At 71.7% G+C, this 11,485-nt stretch carries 12 protein-coding genes; 9 read left to right on the top strand and 3 right to left on the bottom strand.

Features of this window, described 5'->3' with window-relative positions:
• Positions 1-96: 96 nt before the first annotated feature.
• Together GGD89_RS18525 and GGD89_RS18520 are read right to left on the bottom strand one after the other, a co-directional pair.
• Positions 97-615 carry a hypothetical protein gene (locus GGD89_RS18525; protein ID WP_184048685.1) on the bottom strand — a complete coding sequence of 173 codons (519 nt, stop codon included), beginning with the start codon at positions 613-615 and terminating at the stop codon, positions 97-99.
• A gap of 222 nt (positions 616-837) precedes the next feature.
• Positions 838-1,284, bottom strand: a complete 447-nt coding sequence (locus GGD89_RS18520; RefSeq protein ID WP_184048682.1) for a hypothetical protein — start codon at positions 1,282-1,284, stop codon at positions 838-840.
• Positions 1,285-1,894: 610 nt separating this feature from the next.
• On the opposite strand from GGD89_RS18520, the gene GGD89_RS18515 reads away from it, so the two are divergent.
• Positions 1,895-3,172, top strand: a complete 1,278-nt coding sequence (locus tag GGD89_RS18515) for a multidrug effflux MFS transporter (RefSeq protein ID WP_184048679.1) — start codon at positions 1,895-1,897, stop codon at positions 3,170-3,172.
• 37 nt (positions 3,173-3,209) lie between these two features.
• Here the strand turns inward: GGD89_RS18515 and GGD89_RS18510 are convergent, their stop codons facing one another.
• Entirely contained in the window at positions 3,210-3,416 is a 207-nt protein-coding gene (locus GGD89_RS18510) for a hypothetical protein (protein WP_184048675.1), read from the bottom strand.
• A gap of 712 nt (positions 3,417-4,128) precedes the next feature.
• On the opposite strand from GGD89_RS18510, the gene GGD89_RS18505 reads away from it, so the two are divergent.
• From GGD89_RS18505 to GGD89_RS18470, 8 genes are all read left to right on the top strand, one after another.
• Positions 4,129-4,773 (top strand): TetR/AcrR family transcriptional regulator, encoded by a 645-nt coding sequence (locus GGD89_RS18505; RefSeq protein WP_184048672.1) that lies wholly within the window; start codon positions 4,129-4,131, stop codon positions 4,771-4,773.
• 46 nt (positions 4,774-4,819) lie between these two features.
• Positions 4,820-5,470, top strand: coding sequence for a LysE family translocator (locus GGD89_RS18500; RefSeq protein ID WP_246423226.1), 651 nt, complete (start codon positions 4,820-4,822; stop codon positions 5,468-5,470).
• A 171-nt stretch (positions 5,471-5,641) separates the two neighbouring features.
• On the top strand, positions 5,642-7,036 hold the full coding sequence (gene nifE, locus GGD89_RS18495; protein ID WP_184048669.1) for a nitrogenase iron-molybdenum cofactor biosynthesis protein NifE: 1,395 nt from the start codon (positions 5,642-5,644) through the stop codon (positions 7,034-7,036).
• Positions 7,033-8,430 (top strand): nitrogenase iron-molybdenum cofactor biosynthesis protein NifN, encoded by a 1,398-nt coding sequence (gene nifN / locus GGD89_RS18490; RefSeq protein ID WP_184048666.1) that lies wholly within the window; start codon positions 7,033-7,035, stop codon positions 8,428-8,430. Before nifE ends, nifN begins: the two co-directional genes overlap by 4 nt.
• Before the next feature lie 43 nt (positions 8,431-8,473).
• Complete coding sequence (gene nifX, locus GGD89_RS18485; RefSeq protein WP_343058651.1) at positions 8,474-8,929, top strand: nitrogen fixation protein NifX; 456 nt, start codon at positions 8,474-8,476, stop codon at positions 8,927-8,929.
• 133 nt (positions 8,930-9,062) lie between these two features.
• A complete protein-coding gene (gene fdxB / locus GGD89_RS18480; RefSeq protein WP_184048660.1) occupies positions 9,063-9,365 on the top strand; it encodes a ferredoxin III, nif-specific in 303 nt (100 codons plus the stop codon).
• A gap of 41 nt (positions 9,366-9,406) precedes the next feature.
• A complete protein-coding gene (locus GGD89_RS18475; protein ID WP_184048657.1) occupies positions 9,407-10,060 on the top strand; it encodes a nitrogen fixation protein NifQ in 654 nt (217 codons plus the stop codon).
• A 131-nt stretch (positions 10,061-10,191) separates the two neighbouring features.
• A complete protein-coding gene (locus GGD89_RS18470) occupies positions 10,192-11,394 on the top strand; it encodes an NnrS family protein (protein ID WP_184048654.1) in 1,203 nt (400 codons plus the stop codon).
• Positions 11,395-11,485 lie beyond the last annotated feature (91 nt).

Here is an 11,485-nt window from a genome sequence, read left to right as displayed (position 1 = left end):
CGCCGCGATTTGCTCTTCAAGCCACCTCACCCAGAGGGTGAATCACATCCCGTGTCCCGTGTCCAAGCCTTTCAGCTCAAAATGAGAACTGCTGGGTCACGGGCACGACGGCAGATCGTCAAGGGCCAGCGTCCCCCCGGTGAGCGCCCGCAGCCGATGGCGGGCGTTGGCCACGTCGGCGGCGGCGGTGGCGGCGTCGGCCTCGGCGGCATGCAACCGGGCCATCGCCCGCATCAGGTCGGTGCGCTCGGCGGCGGTCACGCCGTCGGCCTCGATGGCGCCGATCAGGTCCAGCAGCCGGACCCGATAGTCGCGCAGCGCCCGCACGCGACCGCAGGCGCCGATGCCGGACGCGGACGGCGGCGCCGACAGGCCGGCGGCGACCGGCGTGGGAGTCGCGGAGACGGTTGGTGGCGTGGACTCAGGCAAGGAACCAGGCGCGGGGAGCATACCCGGCGCGGTCCCGGGTGATGGAAGATGGGCATAGGTTGGCCCGCCCTGTCCGCAGCCCCCCAGAGCACTGGCCAGTGACAGGGCCATCAGTCCAGACGCCATGGCGCGCCAGGCCGGCGGCCGGGCGCGCGAGTCCTGGACGGATGGGGACAAGAGCGCCATGTCAACACCTCCCGACAGCGACGACATCGCCCGGCTCTCGCTCGGGGATGCGCGTCAACGGGAGTCAGGCTTGCTCGCCTTGGCAGGGAAAGGCAAGACCGCGCGGACGGGCGGTGAGAGGAGAAGCCCGCCCGTCCGCGCTGCCGCCATGATACGGCGACAGTCGGCGTCTTGCAGCATTGCGTCACCGGTGGTCGGCCACTGGTTGCGAACCCGGGGGCCTCAGCGCGCGGCCACCTGGCCGCCACCGGTCATATAGTCCTCGATGCACGGCACGGCCGCGCCCAGCATCACCGGCTGACCGGTGGCGATGGCCGGCAGCAGGGCCTCACAGGCTTCAGGAGCCGGACGCGCCTGGGCATGATTGGCCTCGCCGGCCGCCTCATCGGCCTCCAGCAGGAAGGCCCGCAGGCACGGCGCGGCGCTGACGGGCACCGGCTGGCCGGTGGCCACCGCCTCCATCGCCGCCTGGCACAGCCCCTCGGACGAGGCGGCCACCGGGGACGCGGTGGTGATGGTCACGGGGATGGTGGCGGCATCGGACACCGCCGGCGCGGCCGGCGCCGGCTGGCTCAGGCCGACAACACCCATCGCCACGAGGGCGGCGACGGCGGCGACATGCGCCGGAGCGAACTTGGGGGCGAAAGTCTGTTTCGCGTGGCTGGTCATGGATCGGTCCTCCTGAGTCTTGCGGGCACCCTGCGCCGGATCGGGCGAGCGCCCAGGACTGCGAGTCGATTGCACTTCCAGGGGTCTACGTTGGCAGCACGGGATTGGATTTCAACCCTGACAATCGAAAAGCGGCTCCCGAGCCCATCCACCGGTCTCCTCAGGGTCTGTCCGGGCCGCCCTGACGCCAGACCGCACGCGGCGTGACCCAGGACACCAACCGCCACGGCGCGCGGCGTTCGAAGCCGGTCCGGACGGACCCTCAGTCCCGATGGCACGGGGCGGTCAGGGACTCCTCACCACCCCCGGGCCCGTTGGGAGTTGGTGAAGGCTGCCCGCCAACTTTGGCAAGGATCGGGCAAAACCGGGGCAATCCTCGGGGACGCGCCCCCCCGGCCCCGGGACCGGCGGGCGGCGGGCGGCGCGCGGCCGGACCGCCGAGAAACCCCTGGCTGCCCGGTCCGCCAGTGTGTAGGACCAAGGACTGCCCGCAGCCCCTCGCCCGCTTGCCCCCGGCCTGCTCACGCCGCCGGACACGGACCGATCGCCGCACAAGCCTGGTGATCGGGACCCGCGATCAGGCCGGCCTCAACCGGATCCGCCCCGCCTCATGTGCCCAGCGTCCTCCGACCCCAGCGGGTCCGCCCCCCGCGCCTATCCCGATCCGCGATCCCGCACGGTAGCCGCGCTGCTCACCGTCCTGGTGGCATTCGGACCGATGTCCACCGACCTGTACCTGCCCTCCCTGCCGGCCATGGTGGAGGCCTTCGACACCTCGGTGAGCCGTGCGCAGCTCACCCTGTCGGTGTTCATGGCCGGACTCGCCCTGGGCATGCTGATCCACGGCCCGCTGTCGGACCGGTACGGGCGGCGCCCGGTGCTGATCGGGGGCGTCGCGCTGTATGTCGTGGCCTCGGTGGCCTGCGTGCTGGCGCCGACGGTGGAGGCCCTGATCGCCGCCCGGTTCGTCCAGGCCCTCGGGGCCTGCGCCGGGCCGGTGATCGGCCGCGCCGTGGTGCGCGACGTGTACGACCGGGGCGAGGCCGCGCGCATGCTGTCGCTCATGGCCTCGGCGATGGCGCTGGCGCCGGCGGTGGCGCCGATTCTCGGAGGGGCGCTCTTCTCGCTGTTCGGCTGGCGCGCCAACTTCGGGGTGCTGGTCGTCTTCGGCGTGGTGGCGCTCACCGGAACCTGGTGGCTGCTGGCCGAGACCAACCGCCATCGCGATCCCATGGCCACCCGGCCCGGGCGCCTCGCCGGCACCTTCGCGCACCTGCTGCGCCATCGGGCGTTCGTGGGCTACACCCTGACGGTCAGCTTCGGCTTCGCCGGCCTGTTCGGCTTCATCAGCGGATCGTCCTTCGTGATCATCGACGTCCTGGGCGTGGCGCCGGAACTGTTCGGTTTCGCCTTCATGGCGGTGGTGATCGGCTACATCCTGGGCGCCGCCAGCGGCGGACGGCTGAGCGGGCGCGTGGATCTGGATCGGCTGATCGGCGCCGGCGTGATCCTGGCCACCCTGTCCGGCGGCGTCGCCGCCGCGCTGGCCTGGGCCGGGATCCAGTCGGTGGCCGCGCTGGTTCCGCTGGTCTCGATCTACTTCTTCGCCACGGCCTGGATCATTCCGCTGGGCACCGCCGGGGCGCTGAGCCCGTTTCCGCGCATCGCCGGGGCGGTGTCGTCGCTGCTGGGCTTCATTCAGATGGCGATCGGGGCGACGGCGGGGGTGCTGGTCGGCGTGCTCCACGACGGTACCACGCGCACCCTGACCACCCTCTTGTTCCTGATGGGGGTCTGCGGGCTTGTCGCCTTCCTGGCCCTGGTGTGGCGGCGTCCACCCGCCGAGTCCCCCGGTGGTCCGCCGGCCACGGACGCGCCGAATGCCTGACACCGGCATCGCGAGGGACCGAGCGACCGAGTCGCGATCAGTCGGCGGTGTCCTCGGGGCCGGCGGAGGTCAGGAAGTCCGCCACATCCTCGACCGTGAAGTCCCCCAGATCGGCGCGCGCGACCGCCAGGGCATCCACGGCCGCCCGCGACAGGGGCACCAACACACCGATCAGCCCCAGGATCGCGATCGCGATGGCGAAAAGGCGATTCTTGGAGGTCGTCCGGGACCGGGGCGACACCATGAGCGCCGCCTCCCGACCAGGCGCGAACCTCTTCTCCGCGCTCGCCTCCTGGCGACGCGTCCCCTGTCCAGGTCTTTGGGTCATGGTTTCTCCCGGCTTCCGGCGCCTACCCACAGCCAAAAGACGACGTTACGCTCACGCACACGCCGAGTGGACGCCACACCCTGTGGCGGGGCACCCGCAATCTGCGCATATGGCCGATTAAGACAAATTTCGGATAAAATTGATCGTTGTCGCACCCTAACCACTCGCAAGAACCCTGGGTAGCTAGGTAATTCTCTAGTATCGGGGTCGTCGCACGCCCTGCCCGGCGACCCCCACACGGTCCCGGGATAAGGGAAACAAGACGTTACGGTAGAACGATGAACGAAGACCTTTAATCCGGACAGGTCCTCTTGCGGCTCTGTCAGGCGGTCGTGGCACGATCGAACCGCTGAATTCTCCGAAAAAATAGCGCGCAATTCTCCCCGAATCCGCCCCTTGAGGCCCCACACTTAACCCACGGAAGGCCCGCCAGAGAAACGGATGAGTCGCACCACAGCCAAGGACGCGCTCATATCAGGTGCCCCGGCCTGTGGATCGGGGGATCTTGTCTCGAAAACCAAATGACATTAACTTAAAGGTCATCAGCCGCCCCGTCGCGATCGGGATGGCGCGCCCGAACCGCGGCCACCGGCCCCCCCCGGGACTCCACCCACGCCCAGGACAGCCCATGGCCCGACCTCGCAAGGACCAGGCGCTCGACGTCCCGACACGGGCGGTCGCGGCGGCCCTGCACCTGCTGAAAACCCACGCCGCGACCGACGTGTCGCTGACCATGGTCGCCGAGGCCGTGGGCTGCCGGCCCCCCGCCCTGTACGGGCACTTCCACAACCGCGCGGCCCTGCTGCACGCCGTCCACGACGCCGGATTCGCGCGCCTGCTGACCGCCCAGCGGGAGGCCATGGCCCAGGCCGGGAGCGACCCCCGGAGCCGGCTGCGCGCGGCCAGCCTGACCTACCTCCGCTTCGCCCGCGAAAACCCGGGCCTCTATCGCCTGATGTTCGATCCGCCGCCGCGCGCCCCGCCGGACGGCGCCCCGGTCACGCGCGATCCGGCGCGCCAGGCCCTCACGGTGCTGCGCGAGGCCCTCGTCGCCGGCCAGCATGCCGGCATCCCGCCCGGCGCCGATCCCGACGCCGCCGCCATCACGCTATGGTCGCTGCTGCATGGCATGGCATCCTTGCTGGTGCTGGATCGCGTCCCGGCGGCGCACAACCGGAGCACGGACACCATGATCACCCAGGCCGTCGACCTGGTGGTCACCCGGATCGGCGCGGCGCCCCCCGGGCTCCGGCCCATGGCGTCCCGATCCTGACCCGCGCACCCGCCGGCGTCGCCGCCCCCCCCCCAGGAGCCCCGCCATGAACCTGCTTCTTGACAGCCTGAGCCCGGAATACCTGGCCACCGCCCTGGTGGTGGTGCTGATCCCCGGCACCGGGGTGATCTACACCCTGTCCACCGGCCTGTTCCGGGGACCGGCCGCCAGCGTCGCCGCCGCCTTCGGCTGTACCCTGGGCATCGTGCCGCATCTGGCGGCCAGTGTGCTCGGGCTGGCCGCGCTCCTGCATGCCAGCGCCGTCGCCTTCCAGGCCGTGAAGATCGCCGGCGTCCTCTATCTGCTCTACCTGGCCTGGGGGATGTGGCGCGAAAGCGGCGGACTGGCCCTGTCGGATCCGGACGCGGCGGACGAACCGGCCCGGCGCCGCGCCGGCTGGACCACCATCGCCACGCGCGGCATCCTCATCAACATCCTGAATCCCAAGCTGTCGCTGTTCTTCCTGGCCTTCCTGCCCCAGTTCGTGCCGGCGAACGCCCCCGACACCCTGGCGCGCATGGGCCTGCTGGGCGCCGTGTTCATGATCCTGACGTTCGTCGTGTTCGTAGCCTACGGCCTGGCGGCCACGGCGCTGCGGGCGCGGGTGCTGTCCTCGGCCCGCCTGACGCGCTGGATCCAGCGGGCCTTCGCCGCCGCCTTCGCCGGCTTCGCGGCCCGGCTGGCGGTGTCGGAGTAGGACACCACCCGACATCCCGTCGAAGGCCGGACAAAGCCCCCTGTCGCGAACCCGACATTCCGCCCGTCGCACGCCCGACACGCGGCGGAAATCCTCGCGTATCGGCCCTGGCATCCGCCTTGCGATGCCTCCCGTCGTTCCCCGGTCCGGGGTCCCGTCGCGGAGGCGCCCATGCTCACCGACCGTCTCGCCGCCGTCTTCCATGAGCCGGACTGCGCCACCAACCGCGCCAAGTCCGACACGGCGCGCAAGGCCGGCTGCCGCGCCAAGGCCCCGACGCCCGGCGCGGCGGCGGGCGGCTGCGCCTTCGACGGCGCCAAGATCGCGCTTCAGCCCATCGTCGATGCGGCGCATGTGGTGCATGGCCCCATCGCCTGCGAGGGCAACAACTGGGACAACCGCCACGCCGCCTCCTCCGGCCCGGACCTGTACCGGCGCGGCCTGACCACCGACCTGTCCGACCTGGACGTCATCCACGGCGGCGAGAAGAAGCTGTGGCGGGCCATCGGCGAGGCGGTGGACACATTCGACCCGCCGGCCGTGTTCGTCTACCAGACCTGCGTGCCCGCCCTGGTGGGCGACGACATCCGCGCCGTCTGCGCGGTGGCCACCGAGCACCATGGCCGCCCCGTGATCCCGGTGGAGGCCCCGGGCTTCGTCGGCAGCAAGACCCTGGGCAACAAGCTCGCCGGGGAAACCCTGCTGGAGCACGTCATCGGCACCCGCGAGCCCGAGACCACCACCCCCACCGACATCGCCCTGATCGCCGAATACAACATCGTCGGCGAACTCTGGCAGATCGCCCCCCTGTTCGAGAGGCTGGGACTCCGCCTGTTGTCCTGCATCACCGGCGACGCCCGCTTCCACCAGATCGCCCAGGCGCACCGGGCGCGGGTGTCCATGGTGGTGTGCTCCCAGGCCATGATCAACGTCGGCCGCAAGATGAAGGAGCGTTGGGGGATTCCCTATTTCGAGGGCTCGTTCCACGGCCTCCGCGCCACCTCGGACGCCTTGCGCAATTTCGCCCGCCTGCTGGTCGCGCGTGGGGCTCCCGCCGACCTGATCGACCGCACCGAGGCCCTGATCACCGAGCAGGAGGCCCGCGTGTGGCGCCGCTTCGCCCCCTTGCGCGACCGTCTCGCCGGCAAGCGGGTGCTGCTCTACACGGGTGGCCACAAAAGCTGGGCCATCGTCTCCACCCTTCAGGACATGGGCATGACGGTCATCGGCACCTCGGTGCGCAAGGCCACCGAGGACGACAAGGACCGCGCCCGCGCCCTGCTGGGCGAGGAGGGCACCCTCTTCGGCGCCATCCCCAACGCCGAGATGTACCGCATGCTCAAGGAGGGCGAGGCCGACATCATGCTGTCCGGCGGACGGTCCCAGTTCGTGGCCCTGAAGGCCCGGCGGCCGTGGCTGGACACCAACCAGGAGCGCCACCACGCCTACGCCGGCTACGAGGGCTTCATCACCCTGGCCGAACGCATCGCGCTGACCCTGGACGCCCCGGTCTGGGACCAGGTGACCCGGCCCGCCCCCTGGGAGGACGAGGAGGCCCCGCCATGACCAGCGCCATGACCAGCGCCCCGACCCGCCGCAAGGCCCTCACGGTCGATCCCCTCAAGGTCAGTCCGCCCCTGGGGGCCGCCCTGGCGCTGCTGGGGGTGGACCGGGGACTGCCGCTGCTGCACGGCTCCCAGGGCTGCACCGCCTTCGCGCTGGTCATGCTGGTGCGCCACTTCCGCGAGGCCATCCCCCTTCAGACCACGGCCATGGGCGAGATCGAGACCATCCTCGGCGGCACCGACAACCTCGAATCCGCCATCCGCACCATCGCCGCCAAGTCCCGGCCGTCGATCATCGGCGTCTGCCCCACGGCGCTGACCGACACCCGCAGCGAGGACATGGCCGCCGACCTGCGGGGCATCCGCGACCGCCTGGCCGACGTGCTGGGCGACACCCTGGTGGTGCCGGTGCCGGCGCCCGACTTCGTCGGCGGCCTGCAGGAGGGTTGGGCGGCGGCCGTTCATGCCATCGTCGAGGCCGCCGCCCGCCCCCGCCCCCGCGCCACCGGCCATGTCACCGTGCTGGCCGGGAGTCACCTGACGGTGGGCGACCTGGACGGCCTGCGCGACCTGATCGACGGCTTCGGCCTGACCTGCACGATCCTGCCGGATCTGGCGGGATCCCTGGACGGGCACATCCCCAAGGACTGGCGCCCCGTCAGCCTGGGCGGCACCCCGGCCGAGGCCCTGCCCGACCTGGGACGCGCCGAGGCCGTGCTCGCGCTCGGCGACCACATGCGCCCGGCCGCCGAGGCCCTGCGCGACCGCACCGGGGTCCCCGTCACGGTCATGGAAACGCTCACCGGCCTGGACGGTGGGGACCGTCTGGTGGCCTGGCTCACCCGCCTGTCGGGGCGGTCGGCGCCGGACTGGGTGCGCCGCGACCGCTCGCGGCTCCAGGATACGCTCATCGACGCCCATTTCGCCGTGGTGGGCCAGCGAATCGTCATCGCCGCCGAGCCGGACCTGTCGCGGGCGCTGGTCACGCTGTGCACCGACCTGGGCGCGACCGTGCCCGTGGCCGTCACCACCACCCGCGCGCCCGACCTGGAGGGCATGCCCGTGGGCCAGGTGCTGGTGGGCGACCTGGACGACCTGGAGACGGCGACCCGGGCGGCGGGGGGCTGCGACCTGGTCATCGGTCCGTCCCCGGCGATCCGCGCCTCCACCGCCCTGGGCGCGCCGCTGCTGCGCGTCGGCTTTCCCCAGGTGGACCGGGTGGGCGCCCAGCATGTCGCGCTCACCGGCTACCGGGGCACCCGGGAAATGGCCTCGACGATCGCCAATGCCCTGATCGACGCCCACGCCGGCCACCATGGCCACCCCCCGCCCTCCCGCGCGGAGACCGTCCATGACCAACGCCCCCACGCCTGCCCGGCGGCTGCGGCTGATTGACCCCAGCCCGCCCCCGCTCCCCCTCGCCGAGGAGACACACCCCGTGAAAGTCGCGCTCGCCACCCAGGACATGGCCACCGTCAACGCCCACTTCGCCGGGGCCCGCACCCTGGCCATCTACGACGTCACCCCCGGCGGCTGGTCTCTGGTGGAGGCGGTGCAGTTCGACGAGGCCACGGCGGAAGACGGACGCGGCCATGGCGACGCCCATGGAGACACCCCTGGGGATGACCGCGTCGGCCCTCGTCTGGCGGCGCTGGAGGGCTGCGCGCTGCTGTTTGTCAAGGCCATCGGCGGCCCGGCGGCGGCCCGCGTGGTCAACGCGCGGGTGCATCCCATCAAGGTGCAAGACGACGAACCCGTCGACCGCGTGCTGGAGCGGGTGCGCGGCATGCTGGACGGCACCCCGCCCCCCTGGTTGCGCAAGGCCATGGGCGCCGGCGCCAGCACCGGCGCGCGTCCGGCGTTCCTGGAGGACGATGGGGAGGGGTCGTCGTGAAGACCGCCGACACCCTGGACGCCGCCGGTGCCGCCCTGGTGGAGGAGGGCGCCACCCTGATCGCCGCGCACCCGGATCTCGCCGGCCCGTGACGGCCGCCGCCCACTCGCCGCCCCCTTGGAGAGGACCCGCCATGACACCCCGCACCCTGGTCAGCCGCGACGGAAGCCCGTGGGAGCCCGCCTACCTGGAGGCTATCGACCCGGACACCTGCATCGGCTGCGGCCGGTGCATCAAGGTCTGCGCCCGCGACGTCATCGACCTGAAGGGCATCACCGAAGACGACGACCTGTGCGATCCCTTTGACGACGACGAGGAGATCGTACGCAAGATCTCGGTGCTGGCCCGACCCGGCGCCTGCGTCGGCTGCGGATCCTGCGCCAAGGTCTGCGGCACCGGCGCGCAACGTCACGCGCCCCTGGTCGAGGCCGCGTAGGCGTCGTCCCCATCCGCGCCCGGGACCGGAAGGAGAGAGTCATGATGGACGGGCTCTATACCGAACTGATGGCCCAGGGGCCGGGTGATCCGTTTGATCGCCATGTCCTGGCGTCGGCCATCGCGTCGGGGTTCGCGCCGCCGGACGTTCTGCTCACCGATACCCTGGCGCTGTCGCTGACGGACCTGCGCTTCCTGCTGGCGCGTCTGTTCCCGCATGCCCTGAGCCTGCTGGACGTGCATCCGTCGTGGCGGGGTCCCCAGGCCGACGCCGACGAGGAGCCCGCGCTCCGCGCCCTGCTGCACGACAACCGCAGTCGCGACAGCGACCCGGACATGGTCCGCTGGCTGGCGCGCCTCATCGCCCGCCGGTCGCTGGGACACCGCCATCTTTGGGAAGACCTGGGGCTGACCAGTCGGGCCGAACTGGGCCGCCTGATGGCCCAGCATTTCCGGCCCTTGTCGGACAGCAACCCGGGCATGCGGTGGAAAAAGTACTTCTACCGGACCCTGTGCGAACAGGACGGCGTGCTGCTGTGCAAGGCCCCCAACTGCGCGGTCTGCGAGGACTACGCCCTGTGCTTCGTGGAGGGCGAGAACCTGGTCGCCGCGACCCTGGGCACGTCGGCGTCGGTCGTGACGCCGGCCTCGGGTCCGGGACGAGGACCGGTCGGTGGGCACACGGGACTGGCGTGAGGCGGCCTCGGACCTGGTCGCATGCGTGGTTGGGTTCACAGCCGTCCGGTTGACGGCCGACTCCGGGGCGCGTACCGTCCCGCTCCCGAAAAGATCGGCACGGCGACACCCCCGACCGGACACGCCCGCCCATGACCCAAGCCCTCCGCCCACGTCGAACCCCGGCCGCGCTCAGCCTGGGGATGCGGCCCTTCTTCCCGCTGGCGGCGCTGCATGGCGCGGCCGTGGTGGGCCTGTGGGTTCCCTGGTACCTTGGATGGCTGTCCGTCCCCAGCGCCCTCCCGCCGGCGGCCTGGCATGCCCACGAGTTGCTGTTCGGCTTCCTGCCGGCCATCCTCGCGGGCTTCCTGCTGACGGCCGTTCCCAACTGGACCGGCCGGGCGCCCGTCGTCGGCCTGCCCCTGGCCGGCCTGGTGACGTTATGGCTGGCTGGACGCGCGGGCATGGCGCTCTCGGACGCGCTGCCCCCGATGATCGTGGCCGCGCTGGTCACCGCCTTTCCGGCCCTGTTGACGGCCGTCACGGCCCGCGAGATCGTCACCGCCCGGAACTGGCGCAACCTGGGCGTGGTCGCCGGCATGACGGCGCTGACCGTGGCCCCGGCCCTGTTCCACTGGGAACTGGCGCGCGAGGGATGGTCCCCGTACGCGGAGTCCCTGGCCATCGCCGCCGCCCTGACGCTGATCATGATCGTCGGCGGCCGCATCGTGCCGACCTTCACCACTAACTGGGTGCGCAAGGCCAATCCGGGCCGCGAGCCGGCGCCGCCCGGCGCCTATGACCGCCTGGCCCTGGGCGTGGGCACGCTGGCCCTGGCCGGCTGGGTGGCGCGGCCGGCGGTGGCCGACGGCTCCGCCGCCGCCCTGACGATCGCCGCCCTGCTGGGCACGGCCGCCGGGCTGGTGGCGGTGCGCCAGGCGCGATGGGTCCCGCACCGAACCCTCGGCGAACCCCTGGTGACGGTGCTTCACGTCGCCCATGCCTTCGTGCCCGTGGGCTTCCTGCTGGCCGCACTGGCCGTGGCATGGCCGGCGGCCGGGCTGGACAGCGCCGTCACCCACACCTGGACCATCGGCGCGATCACCCTCATGTCGCTGGCGGTAATGACCCGAGCCGCGCGCGGCCACACCGGGCATGCGTTGACGGCGCCCCCCGCCACCGTCGCCCTCTACGCGGGGATTCTGGTGGCCGTGCTGACCCGGATCACGGTGGTGCTGGTGCCGTCGCTGACGCTGGCCCTGCTGCCCGTGACCGCCGTGGCCTGGGGGCTCGCGCTGCTGGGGTACGTGGTGCTGTACGGCCCGATGCTCATGCGCCCGCGCCCCTCGGCTTAGAGTGCTCTGGGGTCGGGTTGAGTCGCCAGGGATTCCCATGGGATCGATTTTATGATTCAACGGACTGACCGTTAGGAGGTCGGTCCGCATG

Source organism: Roseospira visakhapatnamensis, from assembly GCF_014197915.1.
Taxonomy (GTDB): domain Bacteria; phylum Pseudomonadota; class Alphaproteobacteria; order Rhodospirillales; family Rhodospirillaceae; genus Rhodospira; species Rhodospira visakhapatnamensis.
The sequence above is the reverse complement of the archived record's forward strand: the minus strand, read 5'-3'. Positions and strand labels throughout refer to the sequence as shown.

Bases quoted from the DNA above. Each gene is read 5' to 3' on its own strand.
- GGD89_RS18470 (WP_184048654.1), top strand. From the start codon at position 10,192: ATGACCCAAGCCCTCCGCCCACGTCGAACCCCGGCCGCGCTCAGCCTG.
- fdxB (WP_184048660.1), top strand. From the start codon at position 9,063: ATGACACCCCGCACCCTGGTCAGCCGCGACGGAAGCCCGTGGGAGCCC.
- GGD89_RS18525 (WP_184048685.1), bottom strand. From the start codon at position 615: ATGGCGCTCTTGTCCCCATCCGTCCAGGACTCGCGCGCCCGGCCGCCG.
- GGD89_RS18510 (WP_184048675.1), bottom strand. From the start codon at position 3,416: ATGGTGTCGCCCCGGTCCCGGACGACCTCCAAGAATCGCCTTTTCGCC.
- nifE (WP_184048669.1), top strand. From the start codon at position 5,642: ATGCTCACCGACCGTCTCGCCGCCGTCTTCCATGAGCCGGACTGCGCC.
- GGD89_RS18505 (WP_184048672.1), top strand. From the start codon at position 4,129: ATGGCCCGACCTCGCAAGGACCAGGCGCTCGACGTCCCGACACGGGCG.
- GGD89_RS18515 (WP_184048679.1), top strand. From the start codon at position 1,895: ATGTGCCCAGCGTCCTCCGACCCCAGCGGGTCCGCCCCCCGCGCCTAT.
- GGD89_RS18500 (WP_246423226.1), top strand. From the start codon at position 4,820: ATGAACCTGCTTCTTGACAGCCTGAGCCCGGAATACCTGGCCACCGCC.
- GGD89_RS18475 (WP_184048657.1), top strand. From the start codon at position 9,407: ATGATGGACGGGCTCTATACCGAACTGATGGCCCAGGGGCCGGGTGAT.
- GGD89_RS18520 (WP_184048682.1), bottom strand. From the start codon at position 1,284: ATGACCAGCCACGCGAAACAGACTTTCGCCCCCAAGTTCGCTCCGGCG.
- nifN (WP_184048666.1), top strand. From the start codon at position 7,033: ATGACCAGCGCCATGACCAGCGCCCCGACCCGCCGCAAGGCCCTCACG.